This window comes from Synechococcus sp. R55.3, assembly GCF_047461975.1.
Classification (GTDB): domain Bacteria; phylum Cyanobacteriota; class Cyanobacteriia; order Thermostichales; family Thermostichaceae; genus Thermostichus.
In genome coordinates this window covers 21,712-45,261 of record NZ_JANSIG010000001.1, presented here as the reverse complement: position 1 = coordinate 45,261, position 23,550 = coordinate 21,712, and the positions used below count along the sequence as shown (strand labels likewise).

General features: G+C 58.4%; 24 protein-coding genes and 1 riboswitch. Of the genes, 16 read left to right on the top strand and 8 right to left on the bottom strand.

Going from position 1 to position 23,550, the window contains the following annotated elements; genetic code table 11:
* Window positions 1-3: 3 nt before the first annotated feature.
* The 3 genes from NW849_RS00220 to ffh are packed head-to-tail and all read right to left on the bottom strand — an operon-like array spanning window position 4 to window position 3,045.
* Window positions 4-1,065 (bottom strand): histidinol-phosphate transaminase, encoded by a 1,062-nt coding sequence (locus NW849_RS00220; RefSeq protein ID WP_011431927.1) that lies wholly within the window; start codon window positions 1,063-1,065, stop codon window positions 4-6.
* Window positions 1,066-1,113: 48 nt separating this feature from the next.
* A complete protein-coding gene (locus NW849_RS00215; RefSeq protein ID WP_414342486.1) occupies window positions 1,114-1,572 on the bottom strand; it encodes a tRNA (cytidine(34)-2'-O)-methyltransferase in 459 nt (152 codons plus the stop codon).
* 9 nt (window positions 1,573-1,581) lie between these two features.
* On the bottom strand, window positions 1,582-3,045 hold the full coding sequence (gene ffh / locus NW849_RS00210; RefSeq protein ID WP_011431929.1) for a signal recognition particle protein: 1,464 nt from the start codon (window positions 3,043-3,045) through the stop codon (window positions 1,582-1,584).
* 166 nt (window positions 3,046-3,211) lie between these two features.
* On the opposite strand from ffh, the gene NW849_RS00205 reads away from it, so the two are divergent.
* From NW849_RS00205 to NW849_RS00180, 6 genes are all read left to right on the top strand, one after another.
* Window positions 3,212-4,660 carry a carotenoid oxygenase family protein gene (locus NW849_RS00205; protein WP_414355379.1) on the top strand — a complete coding sequence of 483 codons (1,449 nt, stop codon included), beginning with the start codon at window positions 3,212-3,214 and terminating at the stop codon, window positions 4,658-4,660.
* 577 nt (window positions 4,661-5,237) lie between these two features.
* Complete coding sequence (locus NW849_RS00200; protein ID WP_414355376.1) at window positions 5,238-6,200, top strand: hypothetical protein; 963 nt, start codon at window positions 5,238-5,240, stop codon at window positions 6,198-6,200.
* 82 nt (window positions 6,201-6,282) lie between these two features.
* Entirely contained in the window at window positions 6,283-6,573 is a 291-nt protein-coding gene (locus NW849_RS00195; protein ID WP_414355373.1) for a hypothetical protein, read from the top strand.
* A gap of 67 nt (window positions 6,574-6,640) precedes the next feature.
* Window positions 6,641-8,368 (top strand): ABC transporter permease, encoded by a 1,728-nt coding sequence (locus NW849_RS00190; protein WP_414355370.1) that lies wholly within the window; start codon window positions 6,641-6,643, stop codon window positions 8,366-8,368.
* Between the two features lie 28 nt (window positions 8,369-8,396).
* Window positions 8,397-9,770, top strand: a complete 1,374-nt coding sequence (locus NW849_RS00185; protein WP_414331442.1) for a nitrate/sulfonate/bicarbonate ABC transporter ATP-binding protein — start codon at window positions 8,397-8,399, stop codon at window positions 9,768-9,770.
* A gap of 148 nt (window positions 9,771-9,918) precedes the next feature.
* Complete coding sequence (locus NW849_RS00180) at window positions 9,919-10,905, top strand: macro domain-containing protein (RefSeq protein WP_414355368.1); 987 nt, start codon at window positions 9,919-9,921, stop codon at window positions 10,903-10,905.
* Between the two features lie 130 nt (window positions 10,906-11,035).
* Here the strand turns inward: NW849_RS00180 and ndk are convergent, their stop codons facing one another.
* The 3 genes from ndk to NW849_RS00165 all read right to left on the bottom strand — a co-directional run bounded on the left by ndk (window position 11,036) and on the right by NW849_RS00165 (window position 12,807).
* Window positions 11,036-11,485 (bottom strand): nucleoside-diphosphate kinase, encoded by a 450-nt coding sequence (gene ndk / locus NW849_RS00175; RefSeq protein ID WP_011431937.1) that lies wholly within the window; start codon window positions 11,483-11,485, stop codon window positions 11,036-11,038.
* Window positions 11,486-11,572: 87 nt separating this feature from the next.
* A complete protein-coding gene (locus tag NW849_RS00170) occupies window positions 11,573-12,244 on the bottom strand; it encodes a HupE/UreJ family protein (RefSeq protein ID WP_414355365.1) in 672 nt (223 codons plus the stop codon).
* 50 nt (window positions 12,245-12,294) lie between these two features.
* Window positions 12,295-12,807: a hypothetical protein gene (locus NW849_RS00165; RefSeq protein WP_414355362.1), complete on the bottom strand. Its 513-nt coding sequence runs from the start codon at window positions 12,805-12,807 to the stop codon at window positions 12,295-12,297.
* A gap of 224 nt (window positions 12,808-13,031) precedes the next feature.
* On the opposite strand from NW849_RS00165, the gene NW849_RS00160 reads away from it, so the two are divergent.
* The 7 genes from NW849_RS00160 (at window position 13,032) to NW849_RS00130 (ending at window position 20,007) form a co-directional block, all read left to right on the top strand.
* Window positions 13,032-13,484 (top strand): MGMT family protein, encoded by a 453-nt coding sequence (locus tag NW849_RS00160; RefSeq protein WP_414355360.1) that lies wholly within the window; start codon window positions 13,032-13,034, stop codon window positions 13,482-13,484.
* Window positions 13,485-13,696: 212 nt separating this feature from the next.
* Window positions 13,697-15,649, top strand: a complete 1,953-nt coding sequence (locus NW849_RS00155) for a bifunctional metallophosphatase/5'-nucleotidase (RefSeq protein WP_414355444.1) — start codon at window positions 13,697-13,699, stop codon at window positions 15,647-15,649.
* Between the two features lie 357 nt (window positions 15,650-16,006).
* Complete coding sequence (locus NW849_RS00150; protein ID WP_011431942.1) at window positions 16,007-16,534, top strand: hypothetical protein; 528 nt, start codon at window positions 16,007-16,009, stop codon at window positions 16,532-16,534.
* Between the two features lie 51 nt (window positions 16,535-16,585).
* Window positions 16,586-17,050 carry a GUN4 domain-containing protein gene (locus NW849_RS00145; protein WP_414330005.1) on the top strand — a complete coding sequence of 155 codons (465 nt, stop codon included), beginning with the start codon at window positions 16,586-16,588 and terminating at the stop codon, window positions 17,048-17,050.
* 40 nt (window positions 17,051-17,090) lie between these two features.
* A complete protein-coding gene (locus tag NW849_RS00140) occupies window positions 17,091-17,828 on the top strand; it encodes a DUF1995 family protein (protein WP_414350487.1) in 738 nt (245 codons plus the stop codon).
* 112 nt (window positions 17,829-17,940) lie between these two features.
* Window positions 17,941-18,041, top strand: a riboswitch (TPP riboswitch).
* Between the two features lie 5 nt (window positions 18,042-18,046).
* Entirely contained in the window at window positions 18,047-19,414 is a 1,368-nt protein-coding gene (thiC, locus tag NW849_RS00135) for a phosphomethylpyrimidine synthase ThiC (protein WP_414355358.1), read from the top strand.
* Between the two features lie 206 nt (window positions 19,415-19,620).
* Complete coding sequence (locus NW849_RS00130; protein WP_414355356.1) at window positions 19,621-20,007, top strand: VOC family protein; 387 nt, start codon at window positions 19,621-19,623, stop codon at window positions 20,005-20,007.
* A 129-nt stretch (window positions 20,008-20,136) separates the two neighbouring features.
* Here the strand turns inward: NW849_RS00130 and psbM are convergent, their stop codons facing one another.
* Together psbM and NW849_RS00120 are read right to left on the bottom strand one after the other, a co-directional pair.
* Window positions 20,137-20,244: a photosystem II reaction center protein PsbM gene (gene psbM, locus NW849_RS00125; protein WP_071818137.1), complete on the bottom strand. Its 108-nt coding sequence runs from the start codon at window positions 20,242-20,244 to the stop codon at window positions 20,137-20,139.
* A gap of 85 nt (window positions 20,245-20,329) precedes the next feature.
* A complete protein-coding gene (locus NW849_RS00120; RefSeq protein WP_414350488.1) occupies window positions 20,330-20,626 on the bottom strand; it encodes a 2Fe-2S iron-sulfur cluster-binding protein in 297 nt (98 codons plus the stop codon).
* 361 nt (window positions 20,627-20,987) lie between these two features.
* Between NW849_RS00120 and psbB the strand changes: the two genes are divergently transcribed.
* The 3 genes from psbB (at window position 20,988) to NW849_RS00105 (ending at window position 23,535) form a co-directional block, all read left to right on the top strand.
* Complete coding sequence (psbB, locus tag NW849_RS00115; protein WP_011431948.1) at window positions 20,988-22,520, top strand: photosystem II chlorophyll-binding protein CP47; 1,533 nt, start codon at window positions 20,988-20,990, stop codon at window positions 22,518-22,520.
* Window positions 22,521-22,626: 106 nt separating this feature from the next.
* Window positions 22,627-22,725 (top strand): photosystem II reaction center protein T, encoded by a 99-nt coding sequence (locus tag NW849_RS00110; RefSeq protein ID WP_011431949.1) that lies wholly within the window; start codon window positions 22,627-22,629, stop codon window positions 22,723-22,725.
* A 399-nt stretch (window positions 22,726-23,124) separates the two neighbouring features.
* A complete protein-coding gene (locus tag NW849_RS00105; protein ID WP_414355353.1) occupies window positions 23,125-23,535 on the top strand; it encodes a response regulator in 411 nt (136 codons plus the stop codon).
* Window positions 23,536-23,550: the final 15 nt, after the last annotated feature.

Here is a 23,550-nt window from a genome sequence, read left to right as displayed (position 1 = left end):
GGCCTATTGCAGGATTTGGCGCAGGCGCTCCAAGGCCCGTCGGTTCTCTTCAGGGGTGCCCACCGTCAGACGCAGCCCCCCACCCGTGTAGCGCACACCAGTCCCCAGCTCCTGCCAGGCCCGCTGCAGCTCTTGGGGATCCCAGCCGGCCACCCGGAAGTAGAGGAAGTTGGCTTGGCTGGGCCACACCCGCACCCCTGGCAGCTCCTGCAGAGCTTGATAAAGGGCTTCCCGCTCCTGACAAATTAGCGTCACGTCGGCCAAAAGCTCCTCGGCATGCTCCAAAGCCATCTGAACCGCCCACTGAGAAAGGGCCGTGAGGTTGTAGGGCAGGCGGATCCCATCCAACACTTGCATAAGCTGTGGATGACCCACAGCATAGCCCACCCGGTGGGCCGCCAGGCGAAAGGCTTTGGAGAAGGTGCGCAAGATTACCCAGTTGGGATGCTCCGCCAATTTGGGCAGGGCTGTGTGCCGGCTGAACTCAAAATAGGCCTCATCCAAAATCACCAGAATCTCTTCGGGCAGCCCTTCCACCCACTCCCACTCTGCAGCCGTCAGGCCATTCCCCGTCGGCGAGTTGGGATCCACCAGGCACACCACCCGAATCGGATGCTCCCTCAAAGCCTGTTGACATCGCTCTAGATCCAGAGCAAACGTCTCCGGGTCGCGGGGAACCCGCACCACCGGGATCCCCAGGCTCTGGGCCAGGATGGCGTACATGGAGAAGGTGGGCTCTGCCACCAAAATGCCGCCCCGCCCGCCCAGACAGGTGGCAATCAGCAGGGAGCGGATCAGCTCATCCGACCCATTGCCCAGGCTGATCTGCTCTGGCTCCGCTCCGGCATAGGCGGCGATGGCCTGCTTCAGGCCCCGGTGGTGGGCATCGGGATAGCGGTTGCTGGGGATCCCCTTTTCCCAAAGGAGGGAGAGCTTCTGCTTAAAGCCCGCCGGCCAATCGAGGGGGAACTCATTGGCATCCAGCTTGTCGGCAGCCGGGGCTGGCACAGCGTCGTAGGGCTTGAGGTAGAGCAAGTCGGGGCGCAGATACTGCAGAGCACACATCTTCCTGACGGGGAGAAGTAGCTATTATATCAGGGCCAACCCGACCACTTATTCTTTTGTCAGGGATCCCTGCTGACGTAGCGCCTCAAAAAGGGCAATCGCTACGGCATTGCTGAGGTTCAGGCTGCGCACCGGCCCCCGCAACGGAATGCGCACGCTGGGATAGGTTTCCAAAAACATGGGATCCAACCCCCGGCTTTCGCTGCCGAACACCAACCAGTCTCCCGGCTGATAGGTTACTTCCGTATAAAGGGCTTTGCCGCGCACGCTAAAACACCAGAACCGGGCCTCAGGGTGGGCCTGCACCAGAGCAGACCAAGAGGGGTAGCGATACAGTTGGACGTGCTGCCAATAGTCCAGCCCCGCCCGCTTGAGGTAGCGATCCGAAAGGCGAAACCCCAGAGGATCCACCAGATGGAGAGGCGTATCGGTGGCTGCACAGGTGCGGGCGATATTCCCCGTGTTGGCCGGGATCTCTGGGGCAACCAAAACAACGTGGAAGGGCATAGTCCTATCCTACTTGCCCCCAAATCCGCGGTTGCCGCCCCCTTTTTTGCCCCCACCTTTGCCCGGTTTGCGGCTGGGCTGTTGCCGAGAGGGAGAGGCCGTTGAACGTCCGCGCCAACTGGGATCCCCGCCGGGAAGAGAGGTACGCCCACCCCCCCAACCCATACCGGGAAAACCGCCACCCATGCCCATGTTGCGCATCATGTCGCGCATGCGTTGAAAATCACTGACCAGTCGGCTGACATCCTCCAGCTTGTGGCCAGATCCGCGGGCCACCCGTCGTTTGCGGCTGACGCTGCGGGCCAACAGATCCGGGTTGCGCCGCTCTTCGGGGGTCATGGAGTTGATCATGGCTTCGGCGCGGGCCAGTTGGTCTTGTCCCTTTTGCAGTTGTTCCTCGCTGATTTTGCCCATCCCTGGCATCAGTCTCAGCAGCCCTGCCAAGGATCCCATGCGTTTAATTAGGCGCATCTGCTTGAGGAAATCGGTGAAATCAAACTGGGCAGTCATCATCTTCTCCGCCATGCTGGCGGCATCTCCCAGGTCGATTTCCTCTTGAGCTTTTTCCACCAAGCTGAGGATATCCCCCATACCCAGAATGCGGGAGGCCATGCGATCCGGGTAGAAGGGATCCAGCGCTTCCACCTTTTCGCCAACACCGATGAACTTGATGGGCTGACCGGACACTTGGCGAATGGAAAGGGCGGCCCCACCGCGGGTGTCCCCATCCAGCTTGGTGAGAATGGCCCCAGTGATGCCCAAGCGCTCGTGGAAGGCTCGGGTAAGGCTGGCTGCCTCTTGGCCGATCATGGCATCCACCACCAGCAGGATCTCGTGGGGCTGCACCGCCGCCTTGATCCGCTCCAGCTCTGCCATCATCTCCAGGTCAATCTGCAAACGACCGGCAGTGTCCAAAATCACATAGTCGTAGCCCTGCTGCCGGGCCGTCTCCACCCCCTGCCGGGCAATCTCGACGGGATCTGCTTTGCCCAGGTCGAAAACGGGGATCTGAATTTGCTGGCCCAGCGTCTTGAGCTGGTCGATGGCCGCCGGACGGTAGATGTCTCCGGCCACCATGAGAGACTTCTTGCCCTGCTTGCGCAAATACAGAGCCAACTTGGCGCAGGTGGTGGTTTTCCCGGATCCCTGCAAACCGGCCATGAGGACAATGGTGGGAGGCTGCTCCGCTTGGGCAATGGGCACGTTGGCTTCCCCCATCACTTTCACCAGCTCGTCGTGGACGATCTTGATGAACTGCTGATCCGGTGTCACCCCCAGGATGACCTCGGATCCCAGGGCAGCTTCCCGCACATCCTCGATAAACTGCTTCACCACCTGCAAGTTGACATCCGCATCCAGCAGGGCTCGCCGCACCTCCCGCAGAGCTTCTTGAATGTTGGTTTCGGTGATCTTGTCCTGGCCGCGCAGCTTTCTCCAGGCCAATTCCAACTTCTCGGAGAGGGCATCAAACATGGGTACTGTGAATCCTGTCAGGCGCTTTGGGGGCATTTCCTACCATAGTCGAATCGGGGCGACTCCATCTTGGGGATCCCAACCAAGGTGGCTATCCGGGCCCAGAAAAACTGGCGACTTCACAAAAGTTTAAGCAACAATAGAGGGCGTTGCATGCAGATCTTCCATGGTCAGCGTCGCTTCCCTTCCCTACAGCACCACCGACTGGCAATTGGGCTATCGCTCCCTATCCCAGGAGTACGACTATTGGATTACGGAGATCGAAGGACGGATCCCGGCAGGGTTGCGGGGAACCCTGTTTCGCAACGGCCCAGGCAAGCTGGAGGTGGGATCCCAGCGCTACGGGCACCCGTTCGATGGCGACGGCATGGTCTGCGCCATCACCTTTGTGGAGGGGAAGGTTCATTTTCGCAACCGGTTTGTGCGCACCCGCGAGTTTGAAGCAGAGGAAAAAGCCGGTCGGGTGCTTTACCGAGGGGTGTTTGGCACTCAAAAGCCGGGCGGCTGGTGGAGCAACTTTCTCGACTTGCGGTTTAAAAATCCCGCCAACACCAACGTCATCTACCAGGGAGATAAGCTGCTGGCCCTGTGGGAGGCCAGTGCCCCTTACCGGCTGAACCCGGCCACCTTGGCCACCGAGGGGATCGAAACGTTTGCAGGAGGGATCTCAGCCAACCAGCCTTTCACTGCCCATCCCCGGCGGGATCCCCACACGGGAGATCTCATCGCCTTTGGGGTGCGGGCTGCCCAGAACTCCACGTTGCTGTTTTACCGTCTGGACTCGCGCGGGCGCTTGGTGGAAAAGCGGGATTACCGCCTGCGGGGCTTTGCCTTTCTGCATGATTTTGTCTGGACACCCCGCTACCGCATCTTTTTCCAAAATCCCTTGGCTTTCAATCCCCTGCCGTTTGTGTTGGGCTGGCAACCGGCGGGCACCTGTCTGACCTTGAAACCGGGGGAGCCGACCCGCATCTGGCTCTTTCCCCAGGGCGACGAGCCGCTGCAACTGGAAACGGAGCCGGGGTTTGTTTTCCATTTTGTCAACGGCTACGAAGTCGGGGATCAGGTGGTGGTGGATGCCGTCCTCTATGAGAGCTACCCTGCCCTGGAGCCGGATGCCGATTACCTGCAGATTGACTTTGCCCAAATTCCAGCGGGCAAGCTGTGGCGGTTTTATCTGCATCCCAAGGCGGGCAGTGTGCGCCGAGAACTGCTGCTGGATCGCTCGGTGGAGTTTCCGGCCATCCACCCGGCTCAAATGGGGGGATCCCACCGCTACATCTACATCGGGGCCACCCATGCCCCCGGCCCCAATGCTCCCCTACAGGCCATCCTCAAGCTGGATACCGCCACAGGCCGCACGCAGCAGTACAGCTTTGCCCCCCGCGGCTTTGTGGGAGAACCGGTGTTCATCCCCAATCCAGAAGACCAGGGAGAAGAGGCAGGGTGGATCGTGACGGTGGTTTTTGATGCGGCCAGCCAGCGCTCTCAAGTGGTGATCCTAGAAGCAGCCGACCTGACAGCCGGCCCGGTTGCGCGGATCCCATTGCGGCACCACATTCCCTATGGCCTACACGGCAGTTTTACTCCCCAGGTGTGGGTAACGCCTGCCTAAGCGATGAGCTTCAAGATGGCTGAATGGATCCCCTTGGCTGAGGGAATGCAATCCAGCCCTTAGAGAGCCCTGGGGATCGGCCAGTTGGATCCCGGCTGTGCAAAAACACCTCTATTGGCTCCAGTCAGCGTTGCTGGAAAAAACTACAGGTACTCTATTCGTTTCAGCTTAGGGTGAGACGCCTGGGCTACTGAGAAAAGCCTTCTGGCTCTGCACCTTCAATGTTTTGGGTGTGAGTATAATGTCCTAGTTCGAATCGAAATGACCATAAAGATGAAATGGTTCTGTCTGGGGGATAAACATTCTGCGGCCTGAGAACCATTCCCTTGGAACAGTTGCTAGTATTGGCTACACGTCGGCTACAGTGTTGACAACTGCTGGCTCCCCAGTTCCCGACGAGGGCACCTGCTGGGAGTTTGTCAATGGAAGCAGGATGGAAAGACGCTGTTGGGCGTTGTTAGGCTAGTGAATGGTGTGTTGAGCAGGTCTTGGGTCAAGAGCAAAGTTATGGCCTGTTTTTGCAACGGTAAATGTCTGCCGCCGAGCACTCTGAATTGACAGCAACGGAACCGTCACAATGTCCTCCGATCTGAGACCTCCCTTTCGACCGGTACGGCCCCCCAGACCCAGCTCAACGGGTGAGGCCAAGGGATCCCTGTCGTCGGCAAAAGCTCAGGATCCTGGTGCTGCTCGCGACAGCGGGACGGAGTCCTTGCAGCCCGTTGTCAGCACCACCGCTACCTTGGGGGAAAAGAAAGCGGCAGAAAGAGAGCGAGTCTGTCTGGAACCCATCCCGCCGCCTGGGGAGAAGATGCAATACCGAGCCATCGGCCTCATCGAAGGGCAATACATCCCCTCCCCAGAGCACTTTACCCGCGGGATTTTGCGCACCTCGGATGGCTTGGATCTCAATGCCGTATTGCTGGGCCGGGTGATGAGCCTGGTACGCAAGCATCTACGGCCGGAACGCAACTATCTGTGGGTGGTTTATCCTCGCACCCGCGACAAAACCGAAGATCTGCACGTGCAGTTGCTGGGGGTGTGGGCCCCAGAAGAAATGGGGCGAACTCTCCCCGAGGGATCCCGTCCAACAGTGGTGCCGGATTGGTTTTCCATCCGGGGCGAGGTCGTTTTTCAATCCCAGGAGAAAGGGTTCATCATTGTCAAGATCCGTCAATCGGGCAAAAAAGCTTCCGCCAACTCTCCCTCTCAGCGAGTCCAGAAGGATGGAGCCGCAGCCCCCAAGCCCCAAGCCTTCAAATTGCGCCTGATTGGATCCCTGCCGGGCAAAGGGGTAGGCAATTTCTGGGATCTGCAGGTGCGCCGCCGCGGATCCCTGCTCTATGTGGAGGCGGGCACTCCCATCGGCCCAGTACTCAAAACGCCGCCGCGCCCACGCCTGAAGCGTTCCCCCCCCCAACCCAAAGCCAGGAAGAGTTCCACCCCCTCGACACGTGGGGAAGCGTCTATTCAAGAGCCGTTTTATCCTCTGCGAGATCCCACAAAAGTACCCAAGCCGGTTAAGAGAAAACGCCCATAAACTGGGCTAGTAGATCCTGCTTTAATGGAGCTTTTCATGTTGACCTTCTTGTTGTGAACCATTCTTTTACCCTGGTTAGGCCGTGGCAGAACCAACTCCTCCCAACAAACCTCCCAACAAAGATGAATTCATTTCGCCTCGCTATCCCTACTGGGGCGAAGTGAAGCCGCAGAACCTAGTTTTTGATGCCAACCTGCAGGAATTTAGCAATAAAGTGTCCTTGATTTGTAGCTTGGAAACCGGGGGCAAAATTACCCCGGAAGAAGCCTACTGGCAAATCAAGGAGCTGTGGAAACAACTCAAGCAGACCAAAAAAGCCATCTTGGACGATCCCCAGTGGAAGGAGTCTCCCCCCGACTTGCCGGAAGAGTAGCCGGCTGGATCCTGGCTAACCGCAAACGGTGTACACTGGGCGCGGATGCCGGGCTTGGTCAGGGAACATGAGGACTTTTCCTTCTCCGGAGGCGCTGCGTCGGCTGCCAGCGGGGGCTGCCGATGGGGCCATCATTCTGGGCACGTTGGTTCTCCTGGCCTTGGTGGCGCAGGTGGGGGTAGGGGCTTTTGAGCGGTTTCAGCCCCCGGCGGTGGTGCCCCGGATCGACTTGGATCCGCGCAACCTGCCCTACTATGCGGCCCGCTCCACCTTGCGCATGTTCATTGCCTTGGCCTTTTCCACCCTTTTTACCTTGATCTATGGCTACATTGCTGCCAAAAGCCGCTGGGCCGAGCGAATTTTGATCCCCCTGTTGGATATCTTGCAATCGGTGCCGGTGTTGGGGTTTCTCTCCATTACCGTCACCGGCTTTATTGCCCTTTTTCCCGGCAGCTTGCTGGGGCTGGAGGCGGCTTCTATCTTTGCCATCTTCACCAGCCAAGTCTGGAACATGACCTTTTCCTTCTACCAATCCCTGCGCACGCTGCCTCAAGAGTTGGTGGAAGCGGCTACCTTGTATCGCCTGTCGGGGTGGCAGCGCTTTACCCAGTTGGAAGTGCCGGCGGCAATGGTGGGCCTCATCTGGAACGCCATGATGAGCTTTGGCGGAGGGTGGTTCTTTGTGGCAGCCAGCGAAGCCATCAGCGTGCTCAACCAGGAATACACGCTGCCGGGCCTGGGATCCTATGTGGAAGCGGCCGTCCAGGCGGAGGATCTGCCCAAGCTGGGCTGGGCGCTCCTGACCATGGCCGGGGTGATCCTGCTGGTGGATCAGCTCTTCTGGCGACCTTTGGTGGCTTGGTCGGATAAGTTTCGCCTGGAACAGAGCAGCGGGGCTGCTGCCCCCGAATCCTGGCTGTACGATCTGCTGACCACGGCGCGGATCCCGCGGCTGATCGGCAGTTGGCTGTCCCCCTTGGCAGAGTTGGTGGATCGGCTGTTGTCCCACTTAACTCGCCCCCGTTGGGTGGATCCCCTTAGTCCTGAGGTCGAGCGACGCCGCGAGCGGCTGCTGACTCAGCTTTCCTGGATAGCTATTGGCGGCATTGGGATTTGGATTGTTGATTTTGTGGCCACCACTGTGGGCTTTGGGGAGGTGCTGCTGAGCTTTGGGCTGGGGATCCTCACCTTGCTGCGGGTTAGCGTGTTGCTGGTGTTCGCCACGGTGATCTGGACTCCCATTGGGGTGGCCATTGGCTTTAATCCAAAGCTGGCAAAACTGCTGCAGCCGGTGGTGCAATTTCTGGCAGCTTTTCCCGCCAATTTCCTCTTTCCTTTTGCCACGTTGTTTTTTATCCGCACCCAGATCAGCATTGAGTGGGGCAGCATTTTGCTTATGTCGCTGGGAGCACAGTGGTATATCCTTTTCAACTCCATTGCCGGTGCCCAAAGCATCCCCACGGACTTGCGAGAAATGGCCGTGGATGTGGGCTTACGAGGATGGCAGCGCTGGCGAAAGCTGATCATTCCAGGGATCTTTTCCGCCTGGGTCACCGGGGGAGTCACGGCCAGCGGCGGCGCTTGGAACGCCAGCATTGTCTCGGAGATTGTGGCCTGGGGATCCACCACCCTGACGGCTACGGGGTTGGGCACCTACATTGCCGAGGCAACCTCGGTGGGGGACTGGCCCCGCATTACCTTGGGCATTGGCATGATGAGCTTGTTTGTGGTGGGCCTTAACCGCCTCTTCTGGCGACGGCTGTATCGGTTGGCAGAAGAAAAATATCACCTTTAGTCTTTTCAGTTTCTGAGGCAATCTCTCTATGAGCTCTGCAGCTTCCCCCGTTTTAATTGAGGTTGAGAAAGTCTACAAGCGCTTTCCTTTGCCAGAGGGCAAGGGGGAGTTTACCGTTTTAAGCCAAATTGATTTGCAAGTGCGGGCAGGGGAGGTCTTGGCTCTGCTGGGCCGCAGCGGCAGTGGCAAAAGCACCCTTTTGCGCATCATGGCGGGCCTGATCCCCCCCAGCCAAGGGCGGGTGCTGAGCAACGGCCAGCCTCTACGCGGGCCTAACCCCGATGTGGCGATGGTGTTTCAGAGCTTTGCTCTCCTACCCTGGCTGACCGTGCAAGAAAATGTGGAGCTGGGGCTGCAAGCCCGAGGGATCCCCCGCGAGATCCGCCGGCAAAAGGCCCTGAAGGCCATTGACTTGGTGGGCTTGGATGGGTTTGAGAACGCTTACCCCAAGGAGCTTTCGGGGGGGATGAAGCAGCGGGTGGGCTTTGCCCGCGCCTTTGTCTTGGAGCCCAAGGTGCTGTTTATGGATGAGCCTTTTAGCGCTTTGGACGTGCTGACGGCGGAAAACCTGCGGGGGGAAATTGATGAGCTGTGGAATGCGCAAGCCTTCCCTTCCCAAAGCATCCTCATCGTTACCCACAACATCGAAGAGGCGGTGTTTTTAGCGGATCGGGTGGTGATTCTGGGATCCAACCCGGGGCGGATCCGGGGGGAGGTGAGAATAGATCTGCCGCGGCCCCACGAGCGCACGGATCCCCGCTTCAAGTCCTTGGTGGACTACATCTACGAGATCATGACCAACCCCGAAATTGCTGTTACCGGAGAGGTGGCTCTGCCTGCGCTGGCTGGTGATAAGGCCACTTCCCCCTATGCCCTGCCTCTGCCCCATGCACGGGTGGGCGGGATCAGCGGTCTGCTGGAGTTGATCGTGGAGTGGCCGCAAGGGCGGGCGGAGATTGCCGATTTGGCCGAGCGGCTGCAACTGGCCGTGGACGATCTGCTGCCGATTTTGGATGCGGCGGTGCTGTTGGGCTTTGCCGAGGTGGCCAGCGGGGTGGTGCAACTGACCGAAATTGGCCAGGACTTTGCCAACACCACCATCCTGCGCAGCAAGGATCTCTTCCGACAACAGCTATTGGCACGGGTTCCCGTGTTCCGCAGCATCTTGCAGACCCTGGAAGAAAAAGGCAGCCGCTCCATGCGGGCGGATTTCTTTTTGGATCTCTGGGATGAACATTTCCCCCACGCTGAAGCCGAACGGCAGTTTGCCACCGCCATTGACTGGGGACGCTATGCGGAGCTATTTGAGTATGACGCCTCGGAAGAACGTCTCTATCTGCCCGAGCCAAGCGAGAGCTCCACTGCTCAAAAGCCTGTCGGTCTCAACTCTCGTTCCGACTGAAGCGCATCTGGCTCTGCCTTTTTCAAAGCTGCATCGTAGAGCGGAGGTATGGCGCCAATTCCAGAAAGTCCCAAAATCTACCACATTACCCATGTAGACAACTTGCAAGGGATTTTGACATACCCCCCCGCTTTTAGGCAGGGGATTCTTGTTACTGGTTCTGCGACAGCACTTGAAATCATGGCCTGGGAACTTCAAGGCCTACGCGGCAGCCTGCCGGCGGGGGGAAGTCCAACCGGGCAAAATGTTCGTTTTCGAGACCGGAAACCTGACCAATCCGCGCTACATCATCAATTTCCCCACAAAACGCCACTGGCGGGGGAAGTCGCGGATCGAGGATATAGAAGCTGGGCTGAAGTCCCTTGCCGAGGAGATCAGGCATCTTGGTCTGCGCTCAGTCGCTTTGCCACCCCTAGGCTGCGGCCTCGGGGGTCTTCATTGGCCCGATGTGCGCTCCCGCATCGAGCAGGCGCTAGCAGAACTTCCCGACGTCCACATCCTTGTCTTTGAGCCCACCGGGCCTCAGCCTTTACCGAAGAGCATGCGCCGCGGCCAGATCCCTTCCTTGACGCCGGGAAGAGCGGTGCTGGTGGGCCTTATGGAGCGCTATGTAAACGGTCTACTTGTTCCGTTTGTCTCTTTGCTTGAGCTGCACAAGCTGATGTACTTCCTGCAGGAAGCCGGGGAGCCGCTTCGCCTGCGATTTACAAAGGGCGTTCATGGACCCTACGCCGAGAACCTGCGGCATGTTCTTAAGGAAATCGAGGGTTACTACATCTCTGGGTACGGATCGGGGAGTGACCGACCAGACAAGAAGCTGGAGCTGGTGCCTGGCGCCATCGAGGAGGCCCACAGCTATCTCGCCGATCAGCCAGAGACGAGAGAACGCTTTGAGCGTGTCAGTGACCTCGTGGAGGGCTTTGAGTCGCCGTACGGTTTAGAACTGCTCGCTACTGCTCACTGGATTTTGACTCGGGAGCACCCTGCCACGGCGGAGGCGCTGGTGGAGGGTTTCCACGCCTGGGCAGAAAGGAAACGGCAATTCAGCAAGAAACAAATCCTGCTTGCCGCTCAAGTTTTGGCAGAGAAGGGGTGGGTCGAGGCGCTTCCAGGGCAGCAGTTCACAGCCAATTGAAGCCCGTTTGAGATATTGCCCCGGAGTGCTGCACAGACTTTGCTCCTAGCCTTTGTGCCGAAGGCAGAGGATAACTGGGGATCATAGCACTGCCGTTGGAGATGAGGTTGGCGATTTGCAATAGCCATACTTATTCATAAATCCAGCTTTGGGCAACCGGTGTCCAGCTCACCAATTCCGACTCATCGAACCAAAGGGCGATCTCCCGCTGCGCGGTTTCAACTCCATCGGAGCCGTGAATGAGGTTGCGGCCAATGTCGATGCCAAAATCGCCGCGAATGGTGCCCGGTTCTGCCTCCAGGGGGTTGGTCTTGCCGATGAGCTTACGGGCGGCAGCAATCACCCCTTTGCCCTGCCAGACCATAGCCACCACCGGCCCCGAGGTAATGAACTTCACCAAACTGTGGAAGAAGGGGCGCTCCTTGTGTTCGGCGTAATGGGCTTCCGCCAGCTCTTGGCTCACTTGCACCAGCTTCAAGCCCACCAATTGGTAGCCCCGGCTCTCCAGGCGCTGGATGATGGTGCCCACCAGCCCCCGCTGCACGCCGTCTGGCTTGATGGCAATAAAGGTGCGCTCCATGGGATCTCCCCTCGTTTTACAGATCTTCACCGCTATCCTTGTACCGGATCGGGGATCCCGAGCGCAAGGGAGCAAAATTAGCGCTTTTTACGCGCCCACCACTGCCAAGGTCAGGAAGGCAGCCCCCACCACTGTAATCGCCCAGCCGGCCCAGCGAGTTAAGCCAGGGATCCGCAACCCCCAGCGTTCTGCTGCCCAAAGGGCCAGGAGAGCTACCCCATACTGGACGGTGCTCAACCCCAGTAGATATCCCACCCAAGGCATGGGTTGGGCGCCGATAATGGTTTCGGCGTAGGCATAGCCATGGAATAGCCCCGCCAGGGATCCCCCCATTAGCAAGAGCCAACTTGGGATCTGCCGCGGTTGCACCAGCAGCAAGCCGAAGAGAACCACGGAAGAGGCAATGGCCAGCTCCGTCAGTCCCAGGGGATCCCAGCCGGCCAGGTGGATCCCAGTGCCCACCAGACCCGCCAACACAAAGCCCAGCGGGATCCCGTAGCGCCAGGGCTGCCCCGCCGCCACAAGACCGATGGCCACGACGAAGGCCAGGTGATCCAAGCCAATGACAGGGTGAGCCAGCCCGGAGAGAAATCCCTCCCAGGCCGTTGCAGGCAGTTTCCCTCCCAGGGCGTGGTGGGCAAAAGCCGGCGAAAAAAACCCCGTAACTGCCAGTGCACCCCCAGCAGCGGCAAAGCTGGGGATCCCTTCCTTCCGCCACCGCCCAAGCGGCGATGGGACTTGCTGCCAAAGCCAAGACATGCTTTCAGACCTCCCTGAGTTGCCCTCAGTAGCCACCCCGATCTCCCAGTCTACGGGCGCTCTCTGTACCCTTGCAGATTCTCCGGCTCAAATTGGCGCAAAATCCGCGTGGCTTCGCGGAGGCGGGTTTCGTTCTCTTCTTCCACAATGAGCACGTACTTGCCCGCAGCGAGGCGGTTGCGGTAAGCCAAGGCATCGCCGGAGCCACCAGACAAGCCCACCCCGCCCCCGACAAAAAAGCTGCCCATGGCCGCTGCGGCTCCACCCAACACTCCACCGATGAGGTGGTTGCCCAGGGATCCCGCCCAGGCGAAGGTATCCAAGCCACTCAAGACGCTGAACCCCACCCCAGCCAAAAAGCCAAAGGGCACCAACCAAATGGCCAAACGCTGCATCTGACGGCGGGCGGCTCGGGCCGGATCGATCAGCCCAAACTCATCGGCGGTTTTGTAGCCTCGCCCCAGTAGGTGCAATCGCTCTAGCGGGAAGCCCGCTCGCTCCAGGGCGCTGTAGGCCGCCTCAGCGGCCATACGATCCGGCAGTACCGCGATCAAATAGCTCATGGATGCGGAGAGCCAATCAGTTCCGTACTTCATTGTCTGCCAAGTTTGGGCGAGGATCCCGGTGACCGAGAAAGCTGGGTTGCAAGCCCCGCCCTTAAAGCCTACGGCCCGCTGTCGCGACAGGGCAGCTTTGTGTTATGGTGCGGAGCGAACTCTGCCAACTTGAATATGGCGCAGTGTCAGAAGAGTGAAGTATCTGGGAGTTTATCCCGGTAGTTGGGGTTATGGCATCCCCCACTAATCGCAAGGGTGGTGTAGCCCAGAAAGTAGGAGTCATCCTGCAGCCTGGGAAGGAATCCTTGCCCTTTAGGGCAGGGAGTGATGTCGAGAAGTCTTGCCAAGCCGAGCCAAAATCCGTCAGCCTCTACCAGCGTTTTTACGAAGTGGTGCGGCGGATCCCCCCCGGTCGGGTGGCCACCTATGGCCAAGTTGCACGGGCCGCCGGCTATCCTGGCTATGCCCGGCAGGTGGGCTATGCTTTGTTTCGCCTGCAAGGCCAAAATACCGATATCCCCTGGCAACGGGTGATCAACGCCCAGGGCTGCATTTCCTACTCCCCTTTTCGCCTGGGCTACGACGACCTGCAGAAAGCGCTGCTGCAAGCCGAAGGGATCCACTTCGACGCCGAGGGCCAGGTGGACTTGCAACAATTTGGCTGGGATCCAGGGGAAGTTTAACCTAGGCTTGACCTAACCTTAAACAGGTCATAGCGAAACCCCAATCCCAGCCTTGGTAACGTGAACGCGGATGCGTCCTCTCTTGTGGATGGAGTGAAGGAATTGTCATGAAACCAGCTTGCCGTGCTCGAGGGTCTGCCCCTGCCAAGAGATGGCTCCCGGATTGGCTGAACCCTCTGGCCAGGTCCCTGTGGGTCGGGTTGTGGTGTTTGGTGCTGAGCCTGGCCAGCGCCTGCGGTAGCAGCAGCTCGGTTCCCCCAACCGGCGGAGGGGCAGGGTTTATCGCCTCGGATCCCAATGTGGCCCTCTCGACTCAGCCGCCCGCTTTTACCCTACAAATCCTACACGCCAGCGACTTGGAAGCCTCGATAGCTGCCGTACAAGATGCGCCGCGCTTCTCGGCGGTGGTGAATGCTCTGCGCCCCCAATTTCCCAACACGGTGGTGCTCTCCAGTGGGGACAACTATATCCCCAGCCCCTTCTACAACGCCAGCACGGATCGGTCTCTGCAAGGCCGTTACAACCTCACCCCTGGCAAAGCCGATATCGAGATCATCAACGCCATTGGCTTTGAGGCGGCTGCCTTCGGCAACCACGAGTTCGACCAAGGCACGCGCCAGATTCGCGATCTAATTCGGCCCGACACGGGCCGCGGCTACGCTGGGGCTCGTTTTCCCTATCTGAGCGCCAACCTCAGCTTCAGCGGCACCGGGGAATTGGCCAGCGCTGACTTTGCCGCCGATGGCCAAGAGGCCAGCTCCATTCGAGGCAGAATTGCCAAGACAGCAGTGATTACCGTAGGAGGGCAGCGAATTGGCTTGGTGGGAGCCACCACCACTCGCTTGGCTGCCATTTCCAGCCCCGGCCCAGAGGTGAGGGTGGAAGGCAGAGTGGACGACACCGACCAGGTAAGTGCTGCCCTGATCCAGGGCTTTGTCGATCAACTCACTGCCCAAGGCATCAACAAAATTATCCTCCTGGCCCACCTGCAGCAGTTGCAAAACGAGGTGAGCCTAGCCAGCCAATTGCGAAATGTGGACATCATCATTGCCGGGGGATCCCACCGGGTGATTGCCAAGCCCACCGACCGCCTGCGCACCGATTTGCCGGATACCCGCACGGGTGACTACCCCATCTTGCGCTCCTCTGCCAGTGGTCAACCGGTGGCGGTGGTCAACACCGGCTCCAACTATCGCTACGTGGGCCGCCTGGTGGTCAGCTTCGACGCCAACGGGGTTATTGCCCGCATTGACCCGGTGAGCGGTGCCTATGCCACCGACGACCAAGGGGTAGCAGCTGTCAGGGGCACCCCCAATCCTGACGTGGTTCGGGTGGCCAATGAGATCGGCAACATCATCCGCACCAAGGATGGCCGCACCTTCGGCTCCACCACCCAATTTCTCAACGGCCTGCGGGCAGAGGTGCGCACTGAGGAAACCAACCTGGGCAACCTCACTGCCGATGCCAACCTGGCCTACGCCAGAACGGTTGATCCTTCTACGGTCATCTCCCTGAAAAATGGTGGCGGCATTCGCGCTCCCATCGGAGCTACCACAGGGGGTGGCGGCGGCGAGCCGGTGCGGCGGATCCCACCGGTTGCTAACCCTGAGGCCGGCAAGCAGTCCGGTCAAATCTCTCAGCTGGACATCGAAACGGCCCTTGCTTTTAACAACGGCCTCTCTCTGTTGACCGTCACCGCTGAGGAACTGAAGCAGATAGTGGAACACGGGGTGGCGCAAACCCAGCCGGGAGCTACGCCGGGCCGTTTCCCGCAAATTGGCGGCTTTGCCTTTAGCTTTGATCCCTCGCGGCCACCGGGATCCCGCGTCCTCTCCTTGCGGGTGGATACGCCCACAGGTCGGGATGTGGTGGTGCGCAACGGCCAAGTGCAAGGGGATCCCAGACGCACCTTCCGCCTGGTGACCCTGGACTTCTTGGCCAACGGTGGGGATGACTATCCCTTCCCTCGCCTGTCCAACCCCAACCGGGTGAACTTGGCCCCCAGTTCCGGCATCACCTTCGATACCCCCGGCAGCGAACAAGATGCCTTGGCTCGGTATTTGCGGCAGATCGGCGTGTTCACCCAAGCAGACACCCCGCCTGCCCAGGATACCCGCATCCAGAATCTGTCGGCCCGCCCCGATACGGTGCTGCAAGGGCTGTAGATTGGGTTAATGGACTGAGGCGGATGGATCCGGAGGAGTAGGGATTCCGATGCCAGACTCACTTCTTGCAAAAGGGGAGAGTGGCTTGGGTTAATTCCCTCAGCAACGCCATAGAAAATGTCTTGAGCTTTTTAGGAAAGACTACAGGAAGGGATCCCTGGCCAGTGTCAAGGATCCCTTTTCTTTTTCCTACTCCTATCCCTGCTGGTGTTACTTGGCAACGTTTACCGGGGTGCCCAGGCGGGCTGTAAACCTTGCGGGCATTGCCCACAATAGGTGGATTTGTATACGGATTGAATTGCTTCCTCAAGGAGGAATCATTACCATCAAGGGTGACGTTCGCTCCTTTTGCTGTTCATGACTCTGGAGACGTTTTTTACCCAGCTCAACGCCAATGGCTTAGCCATTGCGCTTTTGCTCTTTGCCACCCCTTGGGTGGTTTGGGTTCTCTGCGACTGGATCCCAGGCCAATGGGAGGAGCCTTTTTTGCTCAGCTTAAGTATCGGCTTGGGAGCGGTAACTCTTGTCCTCTGGGCGGGCTACTTGGCCTATGCCACCAACACCGCCGGCTGGCAGGCGGTGGTGAAGCAGGCGGATATGTTCTTGCTGCTGGTGCCTCCCTGGACTTTTCTTAGCTCCATCTGGGTGGCACGCCAGCGCATGCCTCTCTCGCGGGTGCCGGCTTTTCGCACCTTGCAAGGGATCGGCATTTTGGCGGCAGTCTATCTTATTTTTTCTTGGCTCAGTCGCCGGGTTTATCTTGTCTTTTTTTCCTACATGCCCTTTTCGGCTTTCTTGTGGATCCTGGCAGGGCTGTTGGGGGTGGCGTACATCGGCTATCGCATCATCTTCGGGGATCCGCCCAAGTACCCGCCTGAAACCTGAGGGGACGGACAGCAGGGACTAAAATCAAGGGAGACCTTTTGCAACTTGGCAATGGTGACCGTCCCTCTGACTTCAGCCCTGAATATCGACTATCGTCCTCTGCAGGAGCTGTTATCGGCGGGAGCCTGGCTGGAGGCGGATCGGCTGAGCCTACAACTGCTATGTCGGGCGGCAGGAGAGGGGGCGGCGCGGCGAGGCTGGCTGTATTTTTCCGAGGTGAGCCGGATCCCGGTCGAGGATCTGCGCACGATCGATCGCCTGTGGCGGGCGGCCTCCGGGGATCGCTTTGGCTACTCGGTGCAGCGGCAACTGTGGCTGGGGGTGAACCGCAACTGGGAGCGCCTCTGGCCGCTCATTGGCTGGAAGCAGGGCTACCACTGGACTCGCTACCCTGACGAGTTCATCTGGGATCTCTCCGCCCCCAAGGGCCACCTGCCCCTTTCCAACCAACTGCGGGGGGTGCGGGTTCTGGAGGAGTTGCTCACCCACAAGGCTTGGGAAGAAGTGTCTGGCTGAGCATCCCTGGTTACTGGCTGAATCATAATTGGACTAGACTGTGGCCGAGCAACTGCAACTAACCCAATTTCCCAACTTGCCCATCGACCTGGCCCAGGCCTGTGAGCAGGCCATCCAGGCTACACGGCTGGCTATGCAAGCAGGATATCGCCGCCTGCTCATCGAGATCCTGGCCCCCGACATCAAGCCAGAAGTATTGTCCCGCCCGTTCTTGGAGCTGCTGCAACCGCCTGCTTTGGTGCTATTCAGCGATGCCGGCGGAGCAGCCCTGGCCCAGCGGGAATGGGGATCCCTGCCAGAAGGGATTGAATTACAGAGCTTGACTTCCCGGACTCAACCTACCCCAGAACAGAGCCTCCTGCTGGTGATGCCAGCGGTTTACAGCTTGGATCAGGTGGAGCGGGTTTGCCAAGCGGTCAGCGGTGGGGATCCCTCTGGACTGACTTCCAAAGGACGGGATCCCAAACCCGTCGTTCTCCTCAACCCCCAATTGCAGGATGCCGCCACCGTGGGTGTGGGTCTGGCCGGTCGCCGTCTGCGCCAGCGGTTTCTGAGCACCTTCGAGACCAGCTACTACCTGCGCTCATTGGTGGAGGGAGCCCTGTTTCGCGCCTATCCGGATCCCTGGAGCGTGTGGCAGCAGGAAGAGCCCGGCCTCTACAGCGTCTTGAAGACTTTTATTGCCCAGCCCACCGGCGAGGAAGTGGCCGAACTGTTCAGGGCCAGCAAGGGAAAGGATCCCTGGTGGAGCTGGCGGCGCTGGCTGGGATCCCTGTGAGGGTCAGGATCTCATGGGGAGAGAGGCCAGGGGTGAGGGTTAGTACTATCTCAAACTCTTTTAATAAAGACTATAGAGCTCCCCGCCTCATCTCTATTTCGGTGATATGATCACACCACGCTAGGAGTGTCTGGGGATTATCCCCAGGCTGAGATTACATCCTCAGAACCTGATCTGGTTCATACCAGCGTAGGAAAGCGAGCACTGGAGTTGACAACATGCGCAGCGAATGGGTTGCCCGTCGTCGTGGGCAAGCAAATGTAACGCAAATGCACTTTGCCCGTCAAGGCCTGATTACCGAAGAGATGGAGTACGTGGCCCGGCGGGAAAACCTGCCGGCGGAACTGATCCGCTCGGAAGTGGCCCGGGGTCGCATGATCATCCCTGCCAACATCAATCACACCAACCTCGAGCCGATGTGCATTGGGATCGCTTCCCGCTGTAAAGTTAATGCCAACATCGGCGCTTCCCCCAGTTCCTCAGGATTGGCGGAAGAGTTGGAGAAACTGAAGTTGGCCATCAAGTACGGCGCCGATACTGTTATGGATCTGTCCACCGGAGGCGGCGATTTGGATGAAATCCGTACTGCCATTATCCAAGCTTCTCCGGTGCCGGTTGGTACGGTGCCCATCTACCAAGCCCTAGAAAGTGTGCACGGCAACGTCGAAAAACTTTCTGCAGAAGACATCTTGCATGTTATCGAAAAACAGGCCCAGCAGGGGGTGGACTACATGACCATCCATGCCGGGATCCTGATCGAATATCTGCCGTTGGTGCGCCATCGCCTGACGGGAATTGTTTCCCGTGGAGGTGGGATCCTAGCCCGCTGGATGTTGGCCCACCACAAACAAAATCCTCTCTATACCCACTTCCGCGATATTATTGAGATTTTCAAGAAATACGATGTTTCTTTCAGTTTGGGAGATTCTTTGCGACCGGGATGCTTGCACGATGCTTCTGATGAAGCACAACTGGCGGAGTTGAAAACCCTGGGCCAGTTGACCCGCATGGCTTGGGAGCACGATGTGCAGGTCATGGTGGAAGGGCCCGGCCACGTGCCGATGGATCAAATTGAATTCAACGTGCGCAAGCAAATGGAAGAGTGCGATGAGGCTCCCTTCTATGTTTTGGGACCTCTGGTAACCGATATTGCGGCAGGCTATGACCACATCAGCTCCGCCATTGGGGCGGCCTTGGCTGGCTGGTATGGTGCGGCAATGCTCTGCTACGTCACCCCCAAGGAACACTTGGGTTTGCCCAATGCTGAGGACGTGCGCAACGGCCTCATTGCCTACAAAATTGCCGCCCATGCTGCCGATATTGCCCGTCATCGCCCCGGTGCCAGGGATCGGGATGATGAGATGTCGAGGGCCCGCTATAACTTCGACTGGAACCGGCAGTTTGAATTGTCTTTGGATCCAGAACGCGCCAGAGAATATCACGACGAAACCTTGCCGGCAGATATCTACAAAACGGCAGAGTTTTGCTCTATGTGTGGGCCAAAGTTTTGCCCTATGCAAACCAAGATGGATGCAGAGGCTTTGAGCGAGCTGGAGCGGTTCTTGGCCGCGCAGCCAACAGGATAAGTCTTGGTTCATCCCCAATCCAATGGGTTGAAACCATCTTCTGTCCTGCCTATGGACTGGGTTGGGATCCCAGCCTCAAGCTGTCAAAAAGTTGGGTCTAAAGTTCTGTCCTACCGCAGGGATCCCTACCCTTCGGGGTGGGGAGTGTGTCAAGCTGATCTGGAGGAGAACCGTTGCAGTTGGCTCACTTGAGCACAGAGGATGACATGGCACTTAGACAACTCGGGCATGTCGCCATCCGGGTAGAAGACATCCCCAAGGCGGTGGAGTTCTACCAAAAGCTGGGCATGGTCAACGTCTGGCAGGATCCCGACTGGGCCTACATGAAGGCGGGAGAGGATGGGCTGGCACTGCTGGGGCCGGGCTATCGCGCAGCAGGGCCCCACTTTGGCTTTGTCTTCGACAGCATAGAGGAGCTCCAGCAAGAACACCAACGCCTGAAATCCCAAGGGATCCCGGTAGGGGCCATTCACACCCACAGGGATGGCACGGCCTCTTTCTACGGCAAGGATCCCGACGGCAACCTGTTTGAGTTTTTGTATGAGCCTGCGGGGACTTTCGACAGGGCTAGGTCAGCTCAAGCAACAGCTTGACCGATAGAGCTCCAAATACCCTTAATTCGCCCAGCCTAGACGACAAAAGACGAAGGGATCCCCTCCTACACAGGGGATCCCCCCTTTTGACCAGCATTTACCCGACTTGAGCCAGTGGGAGTTGCCCGGTCAGTCGCCAGATCTGCTGGAGGTTTGCACGTACAAAATCACCAGGAAGATGGCGGGCACCAGAACGACTAAGAGAGTGGCCAAGATGCCCAGGTAGTTCGTCTCCATAACTCCAAATGCCACAAGCCCAACTGGCAGTCAGCATACCACTCTTGAGTACGACTTGCCCAAAGGGAAAACAGGCGGGCCAAGGCTAGGGCTTTGTTTTGACGGAAACATCCCCCAGCACTTTGGTCTGGCAGGCAAGGCGGTAGCTATCGGGCTTGCGCTTGAGCTTGCGGTTTTCTGCCTCGGTGCGAGGGGAGAGATGCTCGGATCCCTCGACAATCTCCACCACACAGGTGCCACATTGGCCGTTGCCGCCGCAGTTGAGCAGCTTGGCCATCATTTTGTAGAGATCGATCTGGTTTTCCAGAGCCTTCAAGCGCAAGTTAGCGCCTTCAGCGACGAAGATCTCTCGGTTCTCGTTGACGAAGCGAATCGTTGCCATACCCCTGCCAGAAACCACGACACTTTTCAGCCTGAGCCAGGAGAGCGCTCACAGTTGCTAAGTATTGTAACATTTTAAGTCATATTTTTAATCTCCGGCGAGAGATCTGGGAAGATGATGCCTAAAGTGAGACGGCATCCTGCCTGAAGCCACTCAGGTCGGTAGCGTTTCGTTATACTGTTTGATGCCCGCGATGGAAATTCTGAGAGCGATATCCTAGTTGGGTGCGCTCAGGGGTTCAAGCGGGTGCGGCACCCCTCGACTCTGAAGAAACTGCTCAGGTCAGGATCCCAGGTAAGATGTCGGCTTAATTTTGACTGGATATCGCGCAAGTGTTGGAGAACGTGGAGGACCGAGCTTTATGGGACTACCGTGGTATCGGGTCCATACGGTTGTACTGAATGACCCAGGTCGCCTAATCGCGGTTCACCTGATGCATACTGCTCTGGTAGCAGGTTGGGCCGGATCAATGGCGCTTTATGAGACGGCCATTTTCGATCCATCGGATCCTGTCCTAAATCCGATGTGGCGTCAGGGCATGTTTGTCATGCCATTTATGGTTCGCCTGGGGGTGGTCAACTCCTGGGGCGGTTGGAATATCTACGGCGAGAGCGTTGCCAATGCGGGCTTCTGGACGTTTGAAGGGGTAGCCACTGCCCATATCGTTTTGTCCGGCTTGCTCTTCTTGGCGGCCTGCTGGCACTGGGTGTACTGGGATCTGGAGCTGTTCCGGGATCCCCGCACCGGCGAGCCGGCTTTGGATCTGCCGAAAATATTTGGGATCCACCTGCTGTTGGCCGGGATCCTCTGCTTTGGGTTTGGCGCCTTTCACCTGACGGGGGTGTTTGGCCCGGGGATGTGGGTGAGCGATCCCTATGCGACGACGGGACACGTCCAGCCGGTAGCACCGGAATGGGGGCCAGCCGGTTTTAACCCCTACAACGCCGGAGGGGTGGTGGCCCACCACATTGCTGCAGGCATCGTGGGCATCATTGCAGGTCTATTTCACATCACGGTACGCCCACCCCAGCGCCTCTATCGCGCTCTGCGAATGGGGAACATCGAGACGGTGCTTTCCAGCTCGATTGCGGCGGTGTTTTTTGCCGGTTTTGTGGTGGCCGGAACCATGTGGTACGGCAGCGCCACTACCCCTGTGGAGCTGTTTGGTCCCACCCGCTACCAATGGGATTCTGGCTATTTCAACCAGGAGATTAACCGCCGGGTAAATGCGGCTATGGAAGCCGGGATGACCCGCAGCGAGGCCTACAACTCCCTGCCCAAATCTTTGCTCTTCTACGACTACGTGGGCAACAGCCCGGCCAAGGGGGGTCTGTTCCGAGCTGGCCCCATGAACAAAGGGGATGGCATTGCCATCGAGTGGCTGGGCTACCCGGTGTTCCGTGACCGCGAAGGGCGGGAGCTGACGGTGCAGCGGATGCCCAACTTCTTCGAGACCTTCCCGGTTATCCTGCGGGATGCCGATGGGGTGGTGCGGGCAGACATTCCCTTCCGTCGGGCAGAGTCTCGCTATAGCTTTGAGCAGGTGGGCGTGACGGTGGAGTTTTACGGCGGCAAGCTGGACGGTCAGGTGTTTACCGACCCGGCAACGGTTAAGAAATATGCCCGCCAGGCCCAGTTGGGTCAGTTGTTTGAGTTCGACCGAGAAACCCCCAAGGCGGACGGCACCTTCCACACCAGCCCCCGCGGTTGGTTTACCTTTGCTCACGCGGTCTTTGCCCTGCTGTTCTTCTTTGGCCACATCTGGCACGGCGCTCGCACTCTCTTCCGCGATGTGTTCGCCGGTATTGACCCCAATATGAGCGAGGAAATGGTGGAGTTCGGCGTCTTCCAGAAAGTAGGGGATCCCACCACTCGCAAGGTTCAGGAAGCCTAGAGCCCTTTTCGGCGATGCCGTCGGCACTCTGCTTCACTTTGGAGATGGGGTGCTGGCGGCTCCGAGTTAATCTGGAATCAAGCCCCCTTAGAAATGGAGGTTTTGTATGGAAGCCATCACCTACACCTTTATCCTGTTTTTGACGTTGGGCCTTCTGTTTTTCGCGGTCGCCTTTCGGGAAACTCCGAGAATTACCAAGAAGTAACCCAGGGTAGTGGCTGCCGTTCCTGCTGTGCCGGGCTCAAGCAAGGCAGAGGGAAGGTCAGTCTCTTTTGAGATTTGTGGTTTAGGCTTAGTTCTGGATGGGGCCGGAGCTCTCTCCGGCTTTCCTATTTGCGGTTGGGTAGCGGCAACTCGGAATGGAGTGATTCCAAAATAAGATTCCAAAATAAATAGTCAAGTAGCGGCAACCTGAGGATCCTTCCTTTTGGGAGAGGAGGGGGGAGTTCTCAGAGCTACTGAGACCCTTTTCGGTACTCTTCAGTACTCTGTAGGAGAACGCTTGTCCTACTGCTCAAATTGAACTCGCTAAGGATGCCTTAGGATGGCTTTTGGGATCCCAGAGACAGCTTAGCTTGGGTTCAGATTCAAGATTGGGTTAACGATGGCAACAGTGCTGCTGGTGGAAGATGATCCGATCAACGCCCGTGTTTTTGAGAAGGTGTTGCGACGGCGGGGAGGTTTTGAGGTCTTTCACAGCCAGGATGTGGAGCAGATTTTGAAGCTGGCCCAGGGGCACGAGGTGGATGTCATTTTGTTGGATGTTTCCCTGTCCCAGAGCACCTTTCGCGGCGAGGCGGTGGACGGGATCCGCATTGCCCAACTGTTGAAGGCGGATCCGAAAAGCAGCTCCATCCCCATCATTTTGGTGACGGCCCATGCGATGCGCGGCGACCGCGAGGCATTTTTGGCCCAGAGCGGGGCAGATGGCTACATTGCCAAGCCGGTGGTGGATCATGAGGAGATGGTGAATCAAGTTCGCCAGGTGTTGTCTCGAGGGCCGGGGCAGGGGTGAGTTCTCCTGGAGAAG